At 58.1% G+C, this 22,134-nt stretch carries 17 protein-coding genes; 10 read left to right on the forward strand and 7 right to left on the reverse strand.

Annotated elements, in window-relative coordinates; all coding sequences use genetic code 11:
• Positions 1–24: 24 nt before the first annotated feature.
• Positions 25–3,486 carry a pyruvate carboxylase gene (pyc, locus tag J5J09_RS16210; RefSeq protein WP_208552256.1) on the reverse strand — a complete coding sequence of 1,154 codons (3,462 nt, stop codon included), beginning with the start codon at positions 3,484–3,486 and terminating at the stop codon, positions 25–27.
• A gap of 159 nt (positions 3,487–3,645) precedes the next feature.
• Complete coding sequence (locus tag J5J09_RS16215) at positions 3,646–4,386, reverse strand: LuxR family transcriptional regulator (protein ID WP_208552258.1); 741 nt, start codon at positions 4,384–4,386, stop codon at positions 3,646–3,648.
• Positions 4,387–4,681: 295 nt separating this feature from the next.
• Here J5J09_RS16215 and J5J09_RS16220 point away from each other — a divergent pair, with 295 nt between their 5' ends.
• Positions 4,682–6,430 (forward strand): glucan ABC transporter ATP-binding protein/ permease, encoded by a 1,749-nt coding sequence (locus J5J09_RS16220; protein ID WP_208552260.1) that lies wholly within the window; start codon positions 4,682–4,684, stop codon positions 6,428–6,430.
• 22 nt (positions 6,431–6,452) lie between these two features.
• Here J5J09_RS16220 and J5J09_RS16225 read toward each other — a convergent pair whose 3' ends face one another.
• Positions 6,453–7,217 (reverse strand): IclR family transcriptional regulator, encoded by a 765-nt coding sequence (locus J5J09_RS16225; RefSeq protein WP_208552262.1) that lies wholly within the window; start codon positions 7,215–7,217, stop codon positions 6,453–6,455.
• Between the two features lie 245 nt (positions 7,218–7,462).
• On the opposite strand from J5J09_RS16225, the gene J5J09_RS16230 reads away from it, so the two are divergent.
• Entirely contained in the window at positions 7,463–8,980 is a 1,518-nt protein-coding gene (locus J5J09_RS16230) for an altronate dehydratase family protein (RefSeq protein WP_208552264.1), read from the forward strand.
• A gap of 9 nt (positions 8,981–8,989) precedes the next feature.
• Here J5J09_RS16230 and J5J09_RS16235 read toward each other — a convergent pair whose 3' ends face one another.
• Positions 8,990–9,931 carry a LysR family transcriptional regulator gene (locus J5J09_RS16235; protein ID WP_208552266.1) on the reverse strand — a complete coding sequence of 314 codons (942 nt, stop codon included), beginning with the start codon at positions 9,929–9,931 and terminating at the stop codon, positions 8,990–8,992.
• A 173-nt stretch (positions 9,932–10,104) separates the two neighbouring features.
• Between J5J09_RS16235 and chvE the strand changes: the two genes are divergently transcribed.
• The 8 genes from chvE (at position 10,105) to J5J09_RS16275 (ending at position 19,319) form a co-directional block, all read left to right on the forward strand.
• Complete coding sequence (gene chvE, locus J5J09_RS16240) at positions 10,105–11,175, forward strand: multiple monosaccharide ABC transporter substrate-binding protein (RefSeq protein WP_208552268.1); 1,071 nt, start codon at positions 10,105–10,107, stop codon at positions 11,173–11,175.
• Between the two features lie 118 nt (positions 11,176–11,293).
• Complete coding sequence (gene mmsA, locus J5J09_RS16245) at positions 11,294–12,829, forward strand: multiple monosaccharide ABC transporter ATP-binding protein (protein ID WP_208552271.1); 1,536 nt, start codon at positions 11,294–11,296, stop codon at positions 12,827–12,829.
• Positions 12,829–14,040 carry a multiple monosaccharide ABC transporter permease gene (gene mmsB, locus J5J09_RS16250; protein WP_208552273.1) on the forward strand — a complete coding sequence of 404 codons (1,212 nt, stop codon included), beginning with the start codon at positions 12,829–12,831 and terminating at the stop codon, positions 14,038–14,040. Before mmsA ends, mmsB begins: the two co-directional genes overlap by 1 nt.
• A gap of 10 nt (positions 14,041–14,050) precedes the next feature.
• Positions 14,051–15,016 carry an AraD1 family protein gene (araD1, locus tag J5J09_RS16255; protein ID WP_208552274.1) on the forward strand — a complete coding sequence of 322 codons (966 nt, stop codon included), beginning with the start codon at positions 14,051–14,053 and terminating at the stop codon, positions 15,014–15,016.
• 47 nt (positions 15,017–15,063) lie between these two features.
• On the forward strand, positions 15,064–16,809 hold the full coding sequence (gene araD, locus J5J09_RS16260) for an L-arabinonate dehydratase (RefSeq protein WP_208552275.1): 1,746 nt from the start codon (positions 15,064–15,066) through the stop codon (positions 16,807–16,809).
• 11 nt (positions 16,810–16,820) lie between these two features.
• Positions 16,821–17,747, forward strand: a complete 927-nt coding sequence (locus J5J09_RS16265; RefSeq protein WP_208552276.1) for a Gfo/Idh/MocA family oxidoreductase — start codon at positions 16,821–16,823, stop codon at positions 17,745–17,747.
• 12 nt (positions 17,748–17,759) lie between these two features.
• Complete coding sequence (locus J5J09_RS16270; protein WP_208552277.1) at positions 17,760–18,674, forward strand: 2-dehydro-3-deoxygalactonokinase; 915 nt, start codon at positions 17,760–17,762, stop codon at positions 18,672–18,674.
• A gap of 12 nt (positions 18,675–18,686) precedes the next feature.
• Positions 18,687–19,319 (forward strand): 2-dehydro-3-deoxy-6-phosphogalactonate aldolase, encoded by a 633-nt coding sequence (locus tag J5J09_RS16275; protein WP_208552278.1) that lies wholly within the window; start codon positions 18,687–18,689, stop codon positions 19,317–19,319.
• 57 nt (positions 19,320–19,376) lie between these two features.
• On the opposite strand, the gene J5J09_RS16280 is transcribed toward J5J09_RS16275, so the two are convergent.
• The 3 genes from J5J09_RS16280 to J5J09_RS16290 are packed head-to-tail and all read right to left on the reverse strand — an operon-like array spanning position 19,377 to position 22,059.
• Positions 19,377–20,177 carry an ABC transporter permease gene (locus J5J09_RS16280; protein WP_208552280.1) on the reverse strand — a complete coding sequence of 267 codons (801 nt, stop codon included), beginning with the start codon at positions 20,175–20,177 and terminating at the stop codon, positions 19,377–19,379.
• Complete coding sequence (locus tag J5J09_RS16285; protein ID WP_208552282.1) at positions 20,174–21,028, reverse strand: ABC transporter permease; 855 nt, start codon at positions 21,026–21,028, stop codon at positions 20,174–20,176. Before J5J09_RS16285 ends, J5J09_RS16280 begins: the two co-directional genes overlap by 4 nt.
• Positions 21,025–22,059 carry an ABC transporter ATP-binding protein gene (locus J5J09_RS16290; RefSeq protein WP_208552284.1) on the reverse strand — a complete coding sequence of 345 codons (1,035 nt, stop codon included), beginning with the start codon at positions 22,057–22,059 and terminating at the stop codon, positions 21,025–21,027. Before J5J09_RS16290 ends, J5J09_RS16285 begins: the two co-directional genes overlap by 4 nt.
• Positions 22,060–22,134: the final 75 nt, after the last annotated feature.

The raw sequence follows: 22,134 nt of genomic DNA on the forward strand, positions 1-22,134 counted from the left end.
ACAGCCAAGAATACGGACGCTCGGTTAGTCCGCGAAGACCACCAGAAGATCTTTGGCATCAATCTGATCGCCGGTTCGGACGAGGATTTCAGAGACGACGCCGTCGCGATCGGCGTGAAGCGCAGTTTCCATTTTCATCGCCTCGATCGAAAGCAACACGTCCCCGGTCTTTACAGATTGGCCGGCCACAACTGCGACTGTCGATATAACCCCAGGCATAGGCGCGCCAATATGGGCGCCGTTGCCCGGCTCCATTTTGCGCCGCACTGCCGAACCAGAAGCGCCATGGGCACGATCGGGGACTTTGACACGACGCGGCTGACCATTAAGTTCGAAGAAGACGGTGATCATCCCCGTGTCATCGGTCGCGCCCATGGCCTGATTGACAATGACAAGTGTCTTACCCTTCTCCAGATCGACAAACAGCTCCTCCCCGACCGGCAGGCCATAAAAGTACGAAGGCGTAGGCAGTACGGAGACTGGACCGTATAAATCGGCAGCCAGCGCGAAGTCCGTGAAGACTTTCGGGTACATGAGGTATGAGGCCAACTCGAAGTCGTTGATCTCACGCCCAAGCTTCTCCTCGACCGCCGTTCGCTCACCCTCAAGGTCCGTTTCCGGAATGAGTGACCCGGGACGGACGATGTATGGCTCCTCACCCTTCAGCGCCTTGCGCTGCAGAGCCTCTGGCCAGCCCATTGGTGGCTGCCCTAGATCACCCCGCAGCATGGACACCACCGATTCAGGGAAAGACACGTCTCGCGAAGGATCAACCACGTCGTCGACGGAAAGGTCCTGGCTAACCATCATAAGGGCCATGTCACCAACCACTTTCGACGACGGTGTCACCTTGACGATGTCACCGAACATCTGGTTCGCGTCGGCGTATGCCTGCGCCACCTCATGCCACCGGGTCTCCAGCCCCAGCGAGCGAGCCTGCTCCTTGAGATTGGTGAACTGTCCTCCCGGCATCTCATGCAGATAGACCTCCGACGCTGGGCCCTTAAGATCGCTTTCAAAAGCGGCATACTGATTTCGAACGGCCTCCCAGTAGAAGGAGAGCTTTCGGATCCATTGAGGATCAAGACCCGGATCACGCTCGGAACCCCGAAGAGCCTCGACGATGGAACCAAGGCAAGGTTGCGACGTGTTCCCGGAAAGGGCATCCATGGCAGCGTCGACAGCGTCAACGCCGGCATCCACCGCTGCGAGCACCGTTGCCGCTGCAATCCCCGACGTGTCATGCGTATGAAAGTGGATCGGAAGATCCGTCGCCTCACGAAGTGCCTTGAAAAGGATTTTGGCAGCGGCAGGCTTCAACAGCCCCGCCATATCTTTCACGGCGATGATATGAGCACCGGCCTTCTGCAACTCCTCGGCCAGGGACACGTAGTATTTCAGGTCATACTGCGGACGAGCGGAATTGAGGATGTCACCTGTGTAGCAGATGGCAGCCTCGCACAGCTTGTTCTCCTCTGCCACCGCGTCCATCGAGACGCGCATGTTCTCCACCCAGTTAAGGCAATCGAAGACACGGAAGAGATCCACCCCACCAGCCGCCGCCTGCCGCACAAAGAATTTGACGACATTGTCGGAATAGTTCTTGTACCCGACGCCATTGGCCCCGCGCAGCAACATCTGCAGGAGGAGGTTCGGAGCACCTTCCCGAACAAGAGCAAGACGCTCCCAAGGATCCTCCGTCAGAAAACGCATGGAAACGTCGAACGTCGCTCCACCCCAGCATTCCAGAGAAAGGAGTTGTGGCAATGCTCGCGCGTAGGTCGCCGCTGCACGGGCAATGTCGTAAGTCCGCATGCGCGTCGCCAGCAGCGATTGGTGACCGTCACGCATAGTTGTGTCGGTGATCAACACACGGCTTTCGTTGCGCATCCATTCGGCGAACTTCACCGGCCCAAGTGTATCAAGCAGCTGCTTGGTGCCATCCGGAACCGCCGCGTCGATGAAGGGGACGACTGGTTCAGCGGCATCTTCGGGAGGACGCGGGCGCCCCTTCGCTTCCGGATGACCATTCACCGTCACGTCCGCAAGATAGGTGAGCAGCTTCGTGGCACGGTCCTGGCGTTTGACCTGGGCGAACAGTTCCGGAGTCGAATCGATAAACCGTGTGGTATAGCTGTTGTCGCGGAACTTGGGATGCCCGATGATGGCTTCGAGAAACGTGAGGTTCGTGGCCACGCCCCGGATGCGAAACTCTCGCAAAGCGCGATCCATGCGTTGGATCGCTTCGTGCGGCGTCGGCGCCCACGCCGTCACCTTTTCCAGCAACGGATCATAGTAGCGGGTTATAACCGCGCCGGAATACGCGGTTCCCCCATCCAGACGAATACCGAAGCCCGTTGCACCTCGATAGGCGGTTATCCTGCCATAATCAGGGATGAAATTGTGTTCGGGATCTTCCGTAGTGATACGGCACTGGAGCGCGTGTCCGTTGAGACGAATGTCCTGCTGCCTCGGAACGCCGGACCCCTCCGTCCCGATAGCATGCCCATCAAGGATATGGATCTGAGCCTTGACGATATCGATACCGGTAACGACCTCCGTCACGGTATGTTCAACCTGAATACGCGGATTGACCTCGATGAAGTAGAACTTCCCGGTATCTGAATCCATCAGGTATTCGACTGTGCCTGCGCCGATATAGTTGGTGGCTTGCGCAATCTTGAGCGAATAGCTTGCAAGCTCTTGGCGCTGAGCATCGCTGAGATAGGGCGCAGGCGCGCGTTCCACCACCTTCTGGTTTCGACGCTGGATGGAGCAATCGCGCTCAAAGAGATGGACGACGTTTCCGTGCGTGTCTCCAAGTATCTGGCTCTCCACGTGACGGGCACGCTCCACCAGCTTCTCGAGATAGACTTCGTCCTTCCCAAATGCCGCTTTTGCCTCTCGCTTGGCCTCGGTCACTTCGCGAATGAGATCTTTAGGGTCGCGGATCGCACGCATTCCACGGCCCCCGCCACCCCACGACGCTTTCAACATCACAGGGTATCCGACCTCCTCGGCAAGCCGGTGAATCTCGGCCTCGTCATCGGGCAAGGGATCAGTGGCCGGCACGACCGGTACGCCAACCGAAATCGCCAGATTGCGCGCGGCGACCTTGTTGCCCAATTGCCGCATCGTATCCGAGCGCGGACCGATGAATGTCAGCCCTGCCGCGTTGCAAGCCTCCACGAACTCCGGGCTTTCGGAAAGAAGGCCATAGCCGGGATGAATCGCATCAGCCCCTGAGAGCTTCGCAACTCGGATCACTTCGTCGATCGACAGATAGCTCTCGATAGGTCCGAGATCTCTCGAAAGATGAGGTCCTCGTCCGACCTGATAACTCTCGTCGGCCTTGAAGCGATGCAGGGAAAGCTTGTCTTCCTCGGCCCAGATGGCAACCGTTTTAAGCCCCAGTTCGTTAGCCGCCCGGAACACGCGGATCGCTATTTCAGATCGATTGGCGACGAGAATCTTGGAAATTGGCAAAACGAACTCCTCCTAAGTCGGCCGCACACAATGTTGCAGTGCGAAATTCATAACCTGTTGCAGAAGGAAGTTCAATTTCCTGTCATATTGGAATCGTCACAGGCGGCGGTCTGCGGACCACGGACATTTGCCGTAGCGATTGCAGCCGCTGAAGGTCGCTCAGGTGATCAAACCGCGACGAAAGGCGAGGGCGACGACATGTTGACGGTTCTTGGCGTTGAGCTTGTCCTGGATCCCGTTCATATACCAATCGACAGTATGGTTCGAGATTGCCAACACCTTGCTGATCTCGTTTGAGGTCATCCCATCCGCGAGGTAACTCAAGACCTCCATCTCGCGCCTCGTGAGTTTAGCCTCGACATTGCGAACGTTTTCCAGCTCAGCGGCTTTTTTCGTGACCTCAAGATATCGCCAGAATACCCGCTTCGCGACGGCATCGAACAAGGCCATTTCCATGGGAGAGAGGTCAGCGCCCTTTCCGCCAATGGACATATTTCCGAGCAGGCCATTGCGGCTATGAATTGGAAAGATATAGCCATCTTCCAGGCCGAAACGTGCCGCATCACTCATCATCCGTTCCATCCGCGTCCGATGGGGATCCGAACGAAATGCCGATAGTGCCTCCCTCCACCGGAACCCTCGTTGGGCAACACCCAGATATCGGACCGTGGGATCGCTGACGATGTATTTCTTTGCGACATAAGTTTCGAGCCAACGTTCAGGCCAACGGCCGGCAAGAACCAACTGCATCTGGTCGTCGAGTGGTCTCTGTTGCCGCGTCACACCGTAGTAATCGAAGCGGTAGGCCGCTAGCAGCGTCTCTAGCGCCGATGTGATATCGCTAGCAGTCCGGCATTCAGTAACCGTGGTCAAAAATTGAGTGATCTTATCAACGTTCACGATATTCCCCGACCGGCGCTGCCGAAGAATCGCACAGGGCCTCAATAGCGTCTAAAAGCGAGCACAGTACGTTAGAGACCATTTAACGTAGAGTGCCAAATCTTGCCTTCCAACATAAAATTGCGTGTGTGAGAGACCCTGTGGAAACTGGTGGAACAAGTGCTCGCGTTCAAATTGGTCGGAAATCGCAGCAGAACCTCGGGCCGGGGATTTTCGCCTCTGCCGGTGGCATATTGACTATCGTTTGGAATATGCGACATCCCGGGTAAGATCGCAAACAGTCAGGACGCATCGATTGTCTCTACTCCAGGTCTATGTTCGAGCATTGAGTTACCTGGCCGCGTACAAGGCGAAAACGACCGTGATCGTGATCGCCAATATTGTGCTGGCGGTTATCACCATTGCGGAGCCGATCTTGTTCGGCCGCATAATTGATGCGATCTCCGAAGGTGCGGACGCAAGTGGTGTTTTGTTGATTTGGGCCGGGTTTGGTGTCTTCAACACGATCGCGTACGTGCTCGTGGCCCGTGAGGCTGACCGCTTGGCGCATGGCCGAAGGGCATCGCTGTTGACCGAAGCCTTCAGTCGCATCATTTCGATGCCGCTGGCATGGCATCACATGCGCGGGACGTCGAATGCACTGCACACCCTGTTACGGGCTAGCGAGACCTTGTTTGGTCTTTGGCTGGAATTCATGCGGACACACCTGGCGACGTTTGTCGCTCTGGCCTTGCTCATTCCGACCGCATTTTCGATGGATACCCGCCTGAGCGCTGTGCTGCTGGTCCTCTCGTTTCTTTATCTGATGATAGGTAAGACCGTGATGGTCAAGACGAAGGAGGGACAAGCCTCCGTCGAGGGGCACTATCACACGGTCTTTTCGCACGTGAGCGACTCCATTTCCAATGTGTCGGTTCTGCACAGCTACAATCGCGTGGAAGCGGAAACGCGCGCATTGAAAAAATACACCGACGACCTGCTGGCGGCCCAGTATCCGGTGCTGGACTGGTGGGCAATCGCGAGTGCGCTTAATCGCGTAGCCTCAACCTTGTCGATGCTGATCATCCTGGTGATTGGTACGATGCTGGTTCAGGCGGGCGAATTGAAAGTTGGAGACGTCATCGCTTTTACAGGGTTTGCGGGCCTCCTGATTGGCCGACTAGACCAGATGCGCGCCTTTGCTACTCAGATTTTTGAAGCCCGGGCGAAGCTGGAAGAGTTCTACAAACTTGAAGAGTCAGTGCAGGAGCGAGAGGAGCCGGCTGGCGTTTCCGAGTTGAAAGAGGTCAAGGGAGCAGTGGAATTCCAAAACGTTTCTTTCGACTTTGCCAATACAACTCAGGGCGTCCACGATCTGAGTTTTTCCGTCGGCGTGGGACAGACGATAGCGATCGTCGGTCCGACAGGAGCAGGAAAGACGACGCTGATCAATCTGCTTCAGAGGGTTTACGATCCCCATCAGGGCAGGATTCTGATCGACGGCATAGATATTTCGACCGTTAGCCGCCGGTCGCTGCGCCACGCCATCGCGACCGTGTTCCAGGATGCTGGGCTCCTCAACCGCTCGATCGTCGAGAACATCCGGCTCGGCCGAGAAGATGCAACCGAACCCGAGATCATCAGCGCCGCCGAAGCCGCCGCCGCTACCGAGTTTATCGAAAGCCGCCTCAATGGTTATGACACGCTCGTCGGTGAGCGCGGAAACCGACTGTCGGGCGGGGAGCGTCAAAGGATAGCGATCGCGCGGGCGATCCTCAAGAACGCACCGATCCTTGTTCTGGATGAGGCGACCAGTGCGCTCGACGTGGAAACCGAGGGCCGTGTGAAGGAGGCCATCGATCGCCTGCGGAAGGATCGTACGACGTTTATTATCGCGCACCGGCTGTCCACCATTCGTGAAGCCGATATGGTTCTGTTTCTGGATCACGGCCGGATTGTTGAAATCGGCAGCTACGAGCAACTGAGAGATAGCGGCGGCAGATTTGCCAGCCTCTTGCAGGCAAGTGGACTGACGAGTACGGAAACGTCTCCCGCGATTGCCTAACCATTAAATGTCTCAGAGAAACTCATGCGATCGACAGTCGTTGGGCAAGATCCAGTAGTTGTTCCAGAATAGCGGTTACGCCAATCCGCTCAGCGCGGTCCATACGTTCGGTAAAGGCGCAGGTAATAACGGCGACGGCATCGCCATTAGGTTCCCTTATCGGAGCCGTGATATCGACCAATCCTCGCAGTTGCTGGCTGTCCGCTATGCGATAGCCTTGGTCACGAACAGCGAGAAGCTCGGGCTCGACGCTTCGCAGCTTTTCCAGTTTGTCAGAGCCACGCCAAATTGCCAGCGTGTCCTCCCGCCGTTGGAGGTCCTGAAAGGCGAGCAGCGTCAGACCAGAGCCTGTCGTCAGCAGATCAAGCCTTGAACCGACATTGACCCTGAATTCCCAACTATCGACCGGGCTCGCTTGGGCCACCACCAGTCCTGCACCGTTGTATGGCACCACGAGGTGGCAAGACTGCTCCACCTCTCTTGCGAACTCGTCCATAAGGGGCATGGCTTTGGAGACAAGTCTTCTGACGGGCGGATGCCGATGGGAAAGGACGAACAGTTTCATCGTCAACTCGTATCTGTCTCCTTCGGCCGAACGCGAGACATAGTGACGAGCGACAAGGCGTTCGAGCATCCGATAAATCTCCGATGGACTGCGACCCATCGCACGAACAATTTCCGCACGCGTCAGACCCTTGGGCTGCTCGGCAAGGAGTTCCAGGATATCCAGTCCCTTGTCCAGCGCTGGTGCCCTATAGCGATCGGGGGCGGTCTTTCTCTCTTCCAAAATATGCGTCCTCGGCTTTCGCTTAACGTTCCGGTCAATTCAAATAACACCCCATGGTGATTGCAAGTCCAGTTCATTTTTGAATATAATGTGCATATGTAAACGGCCGCCGGATGGCATCCTGGTCGAATTTCGGACTATGGGTGCTTTCGAGCCGCCCGCTTCGGGCGAAGGTAATGAGTTGAAATGGCCGGCAGCCCCGCGACTGCGGGAGGCTTGACGCCATCAAGCGGAGGAAGGCACCAATGTCACAAGCGAGTATTCGTCTACACCCAAGCGACAATGTCGAGATTGCTCTACGGGACCTCAAAACGGGCGACTGTCTGAGCGAAAGTGGCGTTGCTGCGGCGCAGACGATTATGCGCGGCCATAAGGTAGCTTCCACCACGATAGCCGCAGGGCAGTTCATCCTGCGTTACGGGCAGGTCATCGGTGTTGCCATGAGCGACATCGCAGCCGGCGATCATGTGCATGTCCACAATATCGGGATGTCGGATCACTCACTCGACTACGCCTTCTCCACTGATGCGCGAGTGCTGCCGGCCATCGCCGAAAGCCGCACATTCCAGGGTTATCGACGCGCGGACGGCAGGTTTGGCACCCGAAACTATGTGGCAGTCCTCACATCGGTGAACTGTTCGGGCAGCGTCGCGAAATTCATCGCAGAGGCTGCGGAGCGGTCCGAGTGGTTCAACGCGTTGGAGAATGTCGACGGCATCGTGCCGATCGTTCATGGGTCCGGCTGCGGCATGTCGGGCTCGGACGAGGGATATGCAACGCTCTTTCGCACCCTTTCTGGCTACGCGCGCAATCCCAATTTCGGCGGCATTCTGCTGGTCGGCCTTGGATGCGAGGTCATGCAAGTGCCGGAACTGGTTGGCAAGGACCGCCTTCGGCCCGACGGCAATTTTCGCTACATGACCATCCAAGCGACGGGTGGGACCCGCAAGACAGTTGAAGCAGGGGTGGCCATGGTTCGCGAACTCGCGGAGGAAGCGAACAGGATAAGCCGGCAACCGGCACCCTTGTCAGAACTGATGGTGGGTCTTCAATGCGGAGGTTCGGATAGCTATTCCGGCATCACTGCAAACCCCGCTCTCGGTTATGCCTCTGATCTTCTTGTCCGCCATGGCGGCACAACAATTCTGTCGGAAACGCCCGAGGTTTACGGGGCGGAGCATCTTCTCACCCGCCGCGCGATCAGTCCGGACGTCGGGCAAAAGCTCGTGGAAAGAATCGATTGGTGGAAGGACTATACTGCCCGAAACATGGGAGAGATGAACAACAATCCCTCGCCCGGCAACAAGCGCGGCGGGTTGACTACCATACTGGAGAAATCGCTGGGCGCCGTCGCTAAAGGCGGAACAGCACCGCTTGTTGGCGTCTACAAGTTCGCCGAGCAGATCAGCACGCACGGGTTTGTCTTCATGGATAGCCCTGGCTACGACCCCTGTTCCGTGACGGGCCAGATCGCTTCCGGTGCCAACCTGATAGCATTCACAACCGGCCGAGGTTCGGTATCCGGCTACAAACCCGCACCCGGTATCAAGCTCGCCACCAATTCCGAGATGTATGAGCGCTTGTCCGAGGATATGGACATCAATTGCGGCGACATCGTTGATGCTGGGGTATCGATTGAAGAGAAAGGACGCGAGATATTCGAGCTGTTCATCGCCGTTGCTTCGGGAGCAGAGACAAAAAGCGAGGCCTTGGGTTTCGGTGGAGCCGAATTTGTCCCGTGGCAAATCGGTGCGGTGATGTGAGACGGCACATCACATACGTCCCCTCTCTCGAAATTCTGTCAGTACGAAGTCCTTGAGCCGTAGGGCAATCGTCGACATTCGTTTGCCCTTCAGCGTGATGAGGTGATAGGGCTCCACTTCGATGAGTTGCCGCATGTCAAGCGTCTTTAGGCCAGCGATACGGGCATCGTGACAAAGAAGGTCGGAAACCTCGCGTGACATTGGGGCAATAGCATTCGACGATGACAGCAAAGCGATCATCACCAGCAATGACGTCGTGTTGATGATGTTCGGAGGGATGGGGGCGCCGTTGGCAATGAACACATTCTCCACCGCCCGTCTGACTGGCGCGCCGGGAGCTTGCATCACCCAGGGAAAATGAACGAGGTCGAACACCGAGAGGTCGGCGGTATCTGCGAAAGGATGCGTATGGTGAACAAGCAGCTTCACCTCTTCGATCCTAAGACCGATCACGTCGAAATGACGCACATCGAAACCGGACGGCAAGCGACCAAGTATGAAGTCGTGATGCCCCGCGATCAGTCCATTCACCAGTTGGTCGCTTGGCGCGACGTCCACGTGAATATCCACCGCCTCGGCTTCCTCCTTCAATGCCTGCATGGCGGGAACGACGTAACCGACCGCGCCGCCCGTAACCGCCCCCACCCTGACCGTGCCCGCATGGCCGCGCCTGATCGCCTCGATCTCCCGCGCGGCCTCCCTTATTTCTTCAAGGAGCGTTTGGGCACGTCGGGCGATCGCATGACCGACCTCGGTCGGCTCCATTCCCTTTGGCGTGCGATGAAACACTGACACCCCCACCAGTCGCTCGATCTCCGCGAGCATGCGCGAGGCAGCCGGCTGCGTTAGCGCCAAAGCGCTTGCGGCAAGACTCAATTGCCCTTTTTCGGCAATCTCCCTGACAAGACTGAAATGTTTCGGCAGGAGCCGAGCGCCCAAAGGTTCTGACATCAGCCATATATCAAAGTTGGTATGCACAAAGTCAAATTATTCATTTGATCGGCATATGGGGCTCGATAAGAGTCGGCCCCGGAGCTGGGGGCCGCGCTTTTTCGGCCACTCGTTCTTTTCTTAGCGAGCCCAGGGGGAGCTTGGACTCGCACGGTTTGACCAGGGAGGTTACCATGAAGAAATTTGGCGCCCTGATTGCCTCGTTCGCAATCAGCATCGCATCCTTTACGCCCGCTGCCTTCGCGCAGGACAAGGGCATGGTCGGTATTTCGATGCCGACGAAGACGTCCACGCGCTGGATCTCCGATGGCGAAACCATGGAGAAGCTGTTCACGGAAGCGGGCTATACGCCGGATCTGCAGTTCGCAGACGATGATATTCCGAACCAGCTCGCCCAGATCGAAAACATGGTGACCAAGGGCGCCAAGGTTCTCGTGATCGGCGCCATCGACGGCACGACCCTCTCCGACATCCTGCAGAAGGCCGCAGATGCTGGCGTAAAGGTCATCGCCTACGACCGCCTGATCCGCGACTCGGGCAATGTCGACTACTATGCTACCTTCGACAACTTCCAGGTTGGTGTTCTCCAGGCAACGAGCCTCGTGGACGGCCTGAAGGAGCGTTTCCCGGACGTCAAGCCGTGGAACGTCGAACTCTTCGGCGGCTCTCCGGACGACAACAACGCCTTCTTCTTCTACGATGGCGCTATGTCAGTCCTGCAGCCCCTGATCGACAGCGGCGACATTGTTGTGAAGTCTGGCCAGATGGGCATGGAACAGGTTGGCACTCTGCGTTGGGACGGTACGGTTGCCCAGGCCCGCATGGAGAACCTTCTCTCCTCGACCTACACGGACGATCAGCTGCACGGTGCCCTTTCGCCGTATGACGGTCTCTCCATCGGCATCCTGTCGGCTCTCAAGGGCGTCGGCTATGGCTCTGGCGATATGAAGATGCCGATCGTGACCGGCCAGGACGCGGAACTGCCGTCCGTCAAGTCGATCCTTTCGGATGAGCAGTACTCCACCGTCTTCAAGGACACTCGCGAACTCGCGAAGGTTGCCGTTTCGATGGTCGAAGCCCTGATGTCTGGCGGCACGCCGGAAATCAACGACGACAAGACCTATAACAACGGCGTCAAGGTCGTACCGTCCTACCTGCTGAAGCCGGTGGCAGTCGACAAGGCCAATGTTCGCGACGTTATGGTTTCGTCCGGCTATTACACCGCAGAGCAGATCGACAACTGATACCTTTTGTCATCAAGGGGTCCGCGGCATCGTCGCGGACCCATTTTTCATGAAGGCTGAGGGAGCTTGCGTTGGGGTCCCGATGTATAGGCATCGAGCCGGCGCTGGAATTCTGCACATGAACAATATCATTCTGGAGATGCGCGGCATCACCAAGACATTTCCGGGTGTGAAGGCCTTGGACAATGTCAGCTTCAAGGTGAAGGAAGGCGAGATACACGCTCTTGTGGGCGAGAATGGCGCTGGCAAGTCCACGCTCATGAAGGTCCTCAGCGGCGTTTATCCGGCTGGAACTTACGACGGCGAGATTCACTACGACGGTAAAGTTCGTAACTTCCACAACATCGCCGACAGCGAAGAAATCGGCATTATCATTATTCACCAGGAGTTGGCGCTGGTTCCTCTGCTGTCCATCGCCGAGAACATCTTCCTTGGAAACGAGGTAGCGACCAAAGGAGTTATCCAATGGCCGCAAACCTTCGCAAAAACCAAGGAACTGCTGGCGAAGGTCGGATTGAGGGACGCCCCCACCACACGCATCACCGACATCGGCGTCGGCAAGCAACAACTGGTCGAGATCGCCAAGGCATTGTCGAAGAAGGTCAGGCTTCTGATCCTGGATGAACCGACTGCGTCGCTGAACGAGACGGATTCCGATGCGCTGCTCACACTCCTGATGGAGTTCCGCAAGCAGGGGCTCACCTCGATCATCATCTCGCACAAGCTCAACGAAATCCGGAAGGTGGCCGACCAGATAACGATTCTCAGGGACGGCGGAACAGTAGAAACGCTGGACTGTCACTCGCAGGAGATAACCGAGGATCGCATTATCAAGGGAATGGTCGGTCGCGACATGGAAGATCGCTATCCGCCGCGTGACCCGAAGATCGGCGATATGCTGCTCGAGGTGAAAAACTGGAACGTGTTCCATCAAAACCATCGAGATCGGCAGTTCCTCCACGACGTGTCCTTCAACGTGCGGGCAGGAGAAGTTGTCGGCATCGCCGGGCTGATGGGCGCTGGTCGTACCGAGACCGCCATGAGCATCTTCGGCAAGTCCTGGGGTCATAAGATTACCGGCGAAGTCAAAATGCACGGTAAGCCCGTGGATGTGAGCACAATCCGAAAGGCGATTGACGCAGGCCTCGCCTATGTCACTGAGGATCGGAAGCATCTCGGGCTCGTCCTGATGAATAACATCAAGGAAAACACCACACTGGCGAACCTCAACGGTGTCTCTGCAGGCGGCATAATCGATGACCGGGCAGAGGCGCGGGTTGCTTCCGACTACCGGCAGAAACTCCGTATCCGGTCCCACTCGATCTATCAGGAGGCCGTGAACCTTTCAGGTGGCAATCAGCAGAAGGTCGTTCTGTCGAAGTGGCTCTTCACCAATCCTGAAGTTCTTATTCTCGACGAGCCGACCCGCGGTATCGACGTCGGCGCAAAGTTCGAAATCTACACCATCATCAACCAGCTTGCAGCGGAAGGTAAGGGCATCCTGATGATTTCATCGGAAATGCCTGAACTGCTCGGCACCTGCGATCGCGTCTACGTTATGAACGAGGGACGGATCGTGGCCGAACTCTCGAAACAAGAGGCAAGTCAAGAGTCCATCATGCGTGCCATCATGCGCTCTGGGGAGAAAAATTAATGGCGATCGACACAAGAACCGAAGCCCCCAAGGTATCCATCGGCGACTACCTGCGCCGAAACATTCGAGAATACGGCCTGTTGCTGGCGCTTGTCGTCATCATGGTTCTGTTCCAGGTGCTGACCGGCGGCGTGCTGTTCCGCCCAGTCAATATTACCAACCTGGTGCTCCAGAACTCGTTCATCATCATCATGGCGCTCGGCATGTTGTTGATCATCGTGGCCGGTCACATCGACCTTTCTGTGGGGTCGATCGTTGCTTTTATCGGCGGGATATCGGCCATCATGCTGGTCAAATGGGGCTGGCATCCGGCGATCGTCGTGCCATTGTGCCTGATCATCGGCGCCGCCATGGGCGCGGCTCAGGGTTACTGGGTAGCGTACCAGAAGATACCTTCCTTCATCGTCACGCTCGCCGGCATGCTGGTATTCCGCGGTATGACATACGTCGTGCTCGAAGGCCGACCTATTGGCCCCTTCCCGAAGGAATTCCAACTCCTGTCAACTGGCTTCGTCCCGGATTTCCTTGCTTTCGGAGATGCCGCAGACGGCTTGATCAAGAACTACTTTGCGTTGGTCGTCGTCATTGCACTGGTGGCTTACGCCATCTACGCTGGCATGAAGAACCGCCGCATCAATGATGCGCACGGCACCGAAAATGAGCCGTTCGCATTCTTCGTCGTCCAAATGGCGATCATAAGCGCAGTCGCACTTTTCCTCGGCTTTCAGCTGGCAACCTATCGCGGTTTCCCGAACGTCCTGGTCGTCATGGCGGTATTGATCGCTCTCTACTCTTTCGTCACAACACGGACGACGATAGGCCGCCGCATCTATGCTCTTGGAGGCAATGAAAAGGCCGCAAAACTGTCCGGCATCAATACCGAACGACTCACCTTCTTGGCCTTCGTCAACATGGGTGCGCTTGCAGCTCTGGCAGGCATGATTATTGCGGCACGACTGAACTCCGCGACCCCGAAGGCAGGTGTCGGCTTCGAGCTCGACGTGATCGCGGCATGCTTTATCGGAGGCGCATCGGCTTCAGGGGGCGTCGGCAAGATCACCGGCGCGGTGATCGGCGCTTTCATCATGGGCGTCATGAATAACGGCATGTCGATCATGGGCATTGGCATCGACTACCAGCAGCTGATCAAGGGCCTCGTGCTTCTCGCGGCTGTCTACTTCGATGTCTACAACAAGAACAAGGCAGTTTGAGGAATATCGGATGTTTCTGTCTCAATTGAAGGCCGGTGGCGTCATTTGCCGCCATGGCGAAGTGGCGACGATCGTGCCAGGCGTTTCCTCGACCTATGAACTCGCTCTGGCTGCTATCAAGGCCAACTCTTCGCTGAAAACGGTGATCGAACAGCGCGGCAAAGGGGAAACAGTCAACCTCCCCGACCTCGCTGCGGCAGGCAAACTCGACTGCCCCGTCCGGCATCCGGACGCGGCTCACATGTACCTGACAGGCACCGGGCTCACCCATACCGGCTCTGCATCGGCTCGTGACAGCATGCATGCGGATACGACCGGTATGAGCGATTCCATGAAGATGTTCCGCATGGGCATCGAAGGGGGGAAGCCGAAAGCTGGCGAGACCGGCGTACAGCCGGAATGGTTCTACAAGGGCAACGGTGTGATGGCCGTCGCACCTGGCGACGATCTCGTGTCTCCGCCTTTTGCGCTGGATGGCGGCGAGGAGCCTGAGCTCGCGGGCTTCTATGTCATTGGCGAGGACGGGACGCCTTTCCGACTCGGTTTTTCGGTCGCCAACGAGTTTTCCGACCACGTGACGGAGAAGATCAACTATCTCTATCTGGCGCACTCGAAACTGCGGCAGGCCGCGTTCGGCCCCGAGCTATTGGTTGCTCCTCTCCCGGATCACGTCGAAGGCACATCGCGTATCCTTAGGGATGGCGAGGTCCTTTGGGAAAAGCCTTTCCTTTCAGGCGAGGATAACATGTCCCACACCATCGCCAACCTGGAGTATCACCACTTCAAATACGCGCTGTTCTGCCAGCCGGGCGACCTGCATGTGCACATGTACGGTACCGCAACGCTTTCGTTCGCCGACGGCATAAGGACCCAGGAAGGCGACGTCTTCGAAATCGACGCTCCGCAATTCGGTTTGCCACTGCGCAATCGCCTCTCGCGAGCAGCCGAGAAGCCGCTGACCGTCAAGATGCTGTGACGCCTGGCCGCTTTGGGCGGCTCTGAAACTGGACAGAGAAGAACATCATGAGTGCTTTCAAACCGGCCCCTTGGCCCCGCAAGCTTAGATCTCAGCACTGGTATGGCGGAAATTCGCGCGACACGATCTACCACCGCGGCTGGCTGAAGAATCAGGGCCATCCCCACGACCTGTTCGATGGAAGGCCGGTGATCGGCATCCTCAACACCTGGTCCGACCTGACACCCTGCAACGGGCATCTGCGAGAACTGGCGGAGAAGGTGAAGGCCGGTGTGTGGGAAGCAGGCGGATTTCCCGTTGAAATTCCGGTGTTCTCCGCGTCGGAAAATACGTTCCGTCCGACAGCCATGATGTACCGCAACTTGGCCGCCCTTTCGGTCGAGGAGGCCATGCGCGGCCAGCCCATTGATGGCGCCGTCCTTCTGGTTGGCTGCGATAAGACCACGCCGTCACTCGTGATGGCCGCCGCGTCCACGGACCTGCCGTCAATCGTCGTCACCGGCGGCCCGATGTTGAACGGCTACTTCCGTGGCGAGCGCGTTGGGTCGGGAACCCATCTCTGGAAGTTTTCGGAGGCCGTGAAGGCGGGTGAGATGTCTCAGGATGAGTTCCTCGAGGCGGAAGCTTCGATGTCTCGCTCCAGCGGCACCTGCAACACCATGGGCACCGCATCCACGATGGCTTCGATGGTGGAAGCGTTGGGCATGGCCCTTTCCGGTAATGCTGCCATTCCAGCCGTCGACAGCAGGCGCAAGGTAATGGCGCAACTCTCCGGCCGCAGGATTGTGCAAATGGTAAAGGACGACCTCAAGCCGTCCGACATCATGACGAAGCAGGCTTTCGAAAACGCCATTCGCGTCAATGGTGCCATTGGCGGTTCAACCAACGCAGTCGTCCATCTGCTCGCTATGGCAGGCCGTGTCGGAATAGACCTGACGCTGGACGATTGGGACCGGTTGGGTCGAGACATTCCGACTATCGTCAACCTCATGCCTTCAGGTGAATACCTGATGGAAGAGTTCTTCTATGCCGGCGGTCTACCCGTTGTCATCAAGATGCTTGGCGAGTCCGGAAAGTTGCACAAGGACGCGCTGACCGTCTCCGGCACCAGCATATGGGAAGAGGTCAAGGACGTCCGGAACTGGAACGAGGATGTCATCCGCCCGGTCGAGCGTGCGCTCACGCAACAGGGCGGCATCGTCGTCCTGCGGGGTAACCTCGCGCCGAAGGGGTGTGTCCTGAAACCGTCGGCGGCCTCGCCACACCTGATGAAGCATCGCGGTCGCGCTGTGGTGTTCGAGGACATCGATGACTACAAGGCCAAGATCAACGACGAAACCCTCGACATCGATGAGACCTGCGTCATGGTCATGAAGAACTGCGGTCCCCGCGGTTATCCTGGTATGGCAGAGGTCGGCAACATGGGTCTGCCGCCGAAGGTGCTCCGGAAGGGCATCACCGACATGGTCCGCATCTCCGACGCACGCATGTCCGGAACTGCATACGGCACGGTTCTACTGCACACGTCGCCGGAAGCAGCGCGCGGCGGTCCGCTCGCGATCGTGGCAAATGGCGACTTCATCGAAATCGACGTCGAGGCGCGGAAGGTACATCTCGATATCTCCGACGAGGAAATGCAGCGCCGCCTCGCCAACTGGCGTCCGCCGGTGGAACCGCCGGCAAGCGGTTATGCGCGCCTGTATCACGATCACGTCGAAGGCGCTGACACTGGTGCGGACTTCGATTTCCTCAAGGGATGTCGCGGCTCGGAAGTCGGCAGGGACTCTCACTAAGGAATATGACGATGAAGCCCGTTTCCCTGGCCCTCGTGGGCGTCGGCAAGATTGCGCGCGACCAGCATATTCCCTCGATCGCCGGAAATCCGGCGTTCGAGCTTGAGGCCGCAGTGTCGCGTCATGGACGGATCGAGGGGATTGAGAACTTCACCGACTTCGACGAATTCCTCAAGTCTCGTCCCGACGTCACCGCGGTTTCGCTCTGCACGCCGCCTGAAGTTCGCTTCGACATGGCCGCCAAGGCTATTTCCGCGGGTCGCCATGTCATGCTCGAAAAGCCTCCCGCTGCCACCATCGGCGAGGCCGAGGCGTTGTCGGAAATGGCAAGGAAGGCGGGCGTCACCCTGTTCGCAACGTGGCACTCCCGCTTCGCCACGGCGGTCGCACCCGCCAAGGCCTGGCTATCCGGAAAGGACATCACGGGGGCCGAGATAGTCTGGAAAGAAGATGTCCGCCGCTGGCATCCGGGTCAGGCGTGGATCTGGGAACCCGCCGGCTTCGGCGTCTTTGACCCCGGCATCAATGCTCTCTCCATCTTGACCGCCCTTCTTTCCGATCCGGTAATTGTGGAAAAAGCCAGGCTCGAAGTTCCGTCCAACAAGCGGCAACCCATAGGCGCAACACTGCGGATGCGCAGCGCCGCCGGAGTTCCAATCTCCGCCGATTTCGATTGGCGTCAGGAGGGCCCGCAAACCTGGGACATCGAGGTCACCACCCGCGAAGGCGTGCTCCGGCTCTCCAAGGGCGGCAGCGAAATGTATGTCGATGACAAACTGACGGGAACCGGGCCGGATCGGGAATATGCTGGAATCTACGCGCGTTTCGCCGAGCTTCTGCAAAACGGAGAGTCCGACGTTGACTTCCAGCCTCTTCGTATTGTCGCTGACGCCTTCCTTTGCGGGGAAAGCGTGCTGACCGATGAGTTCTTCGATTAAGGCGCAGCTAAAATGAGTGAGCCATTCGTAGCGGCCGTCGATTGGGGAACCAGCAACTTTCGTGTCTGGCTCCTCGACAGCGATGGCATTGTGCTCGCGGAACGGCAGTCGGCCGAAGGCATGCAAGGGCTGGCGAAAGACGAGTTCGCTGGAGTCCTTGATCAACATCTCGCGGAACTCAAAGCTGGCGCCGATCTCCCCGTCGTTATCGCGGGCATGGCCGGTGCGCGCACAGGATGGATCGAGACAGCCTATCTCGCCGTCCCTGCAAATCTCGATGCGCTCGCGCATGGGGCGGTGAAGGCGCCACACCCCGCACGGCAGGTCTACATCCTTCCCGGAGTGTGCCAAAGAGCCCCCCTTGCATACGATGTAATGCGCGGCGAGGAAACGCAATTGGCGGGCGCTTTGGCAGAGGGCCACCAGAACGGCATTTTTTGTCTGCCGGGGACACACAGTAAATGGGCGTGCCTTGAGGACGGAGTGCTCACTGGTTTCACCACTATGATGACGGGAGAACTGTTCGATCTGATCAGCCGACAGTCGATCTTGCGGCTCTCCGTCGACACCTCGTCAAACACTGGGCTCGACATGTCGGCCTTTTCCGACGCGGTAGAAGAAACGTTTGCGCAGGGATTTTCGCTGATGTCTGCGCTTTTCTCGATCCGCGCGGGTGGTCTTTTAGCTAACGTGCCACCTCCTGCAGCGACCGCGCGTTTGTCTGGTCTTCTGATCGGCAGTGAGATATCTGCAGCGCTTAAGATGTTTCCCGACAAGAACACTGTTTATCTCGTAGGCTCGGAACGCTTGAACGGGCTTTATGGTGAAGCGTTGCGGATCGCAACGCGGCCCTCAGTGGTGTTGGATGGTGCAAAGCTGGTTCGCAGAGGACTGTTTGCGGCCGCCGAAACCCTTTTCTCCAGGTAATGAAGGTCCTCCATGTCTCAGGTAAAATGGCCAAATCTCAAGCGAAATCTTGTCGCGATCCTTCGAGGAATAAAGCCTGAAGAGACGGAAGCTGTTGTCGGCACGCTGCTGGAAGCAGGCTTTGAGGCCATAGAGATACCGCTCAATTCACCGACACCTTTCGTTTCGATCGAGAAGGCGAGGAAAATGGCGCCAGCCGAAAGATTGATTGGCGCAGGTACAGTCCTGAAGGTCGAGCAGGTACAGCAGTTGCGGGATTGCGGCGGCGACCTTGTTGTCACTCCGAACACAAATCCGGAAGTTATCCGTGCGGCATCGGCCTTCGGTATGGTCACGATGCCCGGGGCCTTCACCGCGACTGAAGCCCTTCAAGCCGCGGAGGCCGGAGCCTCGGCACTGAAGTTCTTCCCCGCGAGCGTGCTTGGTCCGGAAGGTATAAACGCGATCAAGGCAATTCTTCCGCCGGATGTTGCGCTGGGTGCGGTAGGCGGCGTGTCGGAAGTTGATTTCACCCGGTACCGGAAAGTCGGCGTGACGTGTTTCGGACTCGGATCAAGCCTCTACAGACCGGGAGACGATGCCACAATCGTCGGTCAGCGCGCTCGCAACGTGATCGCTGCCTACGATGAGGCTCTATCAGCCTAAGCATACCAGTTCTGGCTTACCGCCCGCAGAAGCCGCTGGCGACGGCGGGTGCGTTCCTCAGCGGTCCCCGTTGCTCATTGCGCCAAGCAGTTTGGGCAAGTCGCCAAATCTCGCCACTAGGCCAAAGATGACAGCGGCGACCACGACGAAGAAAATCGACACCGAAGCCATGACCGGCGTGTAGCCATAGCGCAGCGCGTTGAAGATCTTGATCGGCAAAGTCTCCATCGTGAAGCCGACTGTCATGTAGGCGACGATGTATTCATTGAGCGACAATACGAAAGCAAAGGCATAGCCGGAAACAAGGTAGGGCGTGATTAAGGGCAGTATCACCGTCCGAAAGATCGTTCGATCGTCAGCACCCATGACGGATGCCGCTTCCACCAGTGAGCGATCAATCGCCGAAAAACCCAATGACAGCGTCACCAGCGGCAGCGTCACGAAGAAGATTGCGTGACTGATGACCGCCGTCCAGGGCTGACCGTAAGCTCCGGTCGCAGCCCAGAAAGTGAGCAAGCCAAGCGCAGTTATCACCGGCGGCAGCGTGAAAGGAGCGATGCCGAGCAGCTGGAATATCTGTGCCCAGGGAGCAATTCGACGCCAAAGGAACCAGGAAAGCGGCAACGCGATCGCGACCGCAAGCGCGGCCGACAGCAACGCCAGTGTCAAAGATGAAAACAACGCAGATCGCCAACCAGCATCGGTGAAGATCGCGCCGTACCAAGATAGCGAAAAGCCCTGCGGCGGAAAGTTCAGGCTTTGCTTGGCATTTACCGACACCCCAGCGACGACAACGATGGGCGCTGCGAGGAAGAAGCCGATCAGAGTGAAATAGAGGCGTGTCAGGACCGTATTCATGCTGCCTCTCCCTTGCGACCGATGAGCAACGTCAGTGCGACCATGCCAAGCGTGACCAGCACGAGGAATACGGCCATGGCGGCGGCGAACGGCATGTTGGACTGGTAGATCGCCTGATCGGTGATGAGCACCGACAGCGTCCAGTGCGAGGGGCGACCGAGGATCTGCGGCAGCAGATAAGAGCCGAGCGCGAAGATGAAGACCATGATCAGCGTCGCGATCAGCGTATCGCGCAGCGCCGGCACGACCACAGTAAAGAAGGCGCGGAGCGGCGAGGCTCCGAGCGTTCGCGCGGCTTCAGTGAGCGTCGGGTCGAGCCGGACGATGGCGGGATAGAGCACCAGCACCGTATAGGGCAGCGCCTGATAGGTCATGCCCGTCAGCACCGCGCCGAAATTCGGCATCAGCGCCACCGGGCTCCCCATCAAGCCGACCATGACCAGGAGATTGGTGATACCGGCCGTGCGCGAAAACAGCGTCGACCAGGCAAAGCCGATAATGACTTCCGACAGAGACAGGACAGAGAGCAAGGCCACCAGCCAGATAACCTGCGCCTTGCGGGACATGCGCGCGAGCAGATAGGTGAAAGGCAGCGCCAAAGCCACACAGACCACGGCAACAGCGATCGCCAGCGCCAGCGAAAAGCCGAGCACGCCGCCGAAGAAGAAGGACAGGAAGCGGGCGTAATTGTCGAAGACGAAATCCGGCGAATAGAAACCGGTCGGGTCTCGCTTGAAGAAGGAGACGGCGATCATCGTCGCGAAGGGCACGACGAAGAACAGGATCAGCATGCCCGCGGGAAAGGCGAGCGGCGCATAGTCGAGCGTGGCCTTGGGCGGTTCGCGTCTCATGCCGACAGCACCACGGCGGTTTCAGGGTCGATGACGATGCCGACATCCTGACCGACAGTGACGACCGGCCGTTCGCGCGGAGTCGAGACCGCGACGACTTCGGTGCCAGACACATCAAGGAAAGTTTCAATGGTGCCGCCGAGGTCGCGGATGAAGGTGACCTTGCCGGTAATGCGGCCTTCGCCTGGGGCTGCTAGCTTCACGTCTTCTGGCCGAACAGAGAGGCTCGTCTGCCCCGAACTTGATGGAGCTGAAATGCCCGCGACGCTATGGCCGAGGACAAGCGCCGTTCCGCCCTGTGCGGTCAGCGGTAGGAGATTGGTCGAGCCGATGAAGTCGGCAACGAAGCGATCGGCCGGCTTGCGATAGATCTCGATCGGGCTCGCCGCCTGGCGGATTTTGCCGCCGCTCATGACGACAACCGTATCGGCCATGGTCATCGCCTCGCGCTGGTCATGGGTGACGACGATCGTGGTGATGCCGAGCTGCTGCTGCAGCTTGCGAAGTTCCACCTGCATCGCCTCGCGCAGCTTGGCGTCGAGCGCCGACAGCGGCTCGTCGAGCAGGAAGAGTTTCGGCGAAATCGCAAGAGCCCGGGCAATCGCAACGCGCTGCCGCTGGCCGCCGGAGAGCTTGTGCACCGGTCGGTCTGCATAGCCGGTGAGGTGGATCATCGCCAGCAGCTCGTCGACCCGCTTCACCTGCTCCTCGCGGCCGATGCCACGGATGCGCAGGGGATAGGCGATGTTTTCGCCGACAGTCAGATGCGGGAAGAGTGCCAGCGACTGGAAGACCATGCCAAGATCCCGCTTGTGCGTCGGAACCTGCGTGATGTCACGGTCGTCGAGCACCACCGCACCCTCAGTCGGACTTTCGAGACCGGCAATCATCCGGAGCAGCGTGGTCTTCCCGCAGCCGGAGGGGCCGAGCAAACAAACGAAAGTCCCGTGCGGCACGGAGAGCTGCACATGGTCAACCGCCGTGAAAGGACCGAACTGTTTGGTTACGGAATTGAGGACGAGGCCAGACATCATGTCTCCGAAGTCAAGTGGTCAGGGCCCGATGCCCTTTTGGCGCGGCGATAGCATCTCACGCTCGTATTGTAT

Origin of the sequence: Ciceribacter sp. L1K22 (assembly GCF_017599385.1) — a bacterium.
Taxonomy (GTDB): Bacteria; Pseudomonadota; Alphaproteobacteria; order Rhizobiales; family Rhizobiaceae; genus Allorhizobium.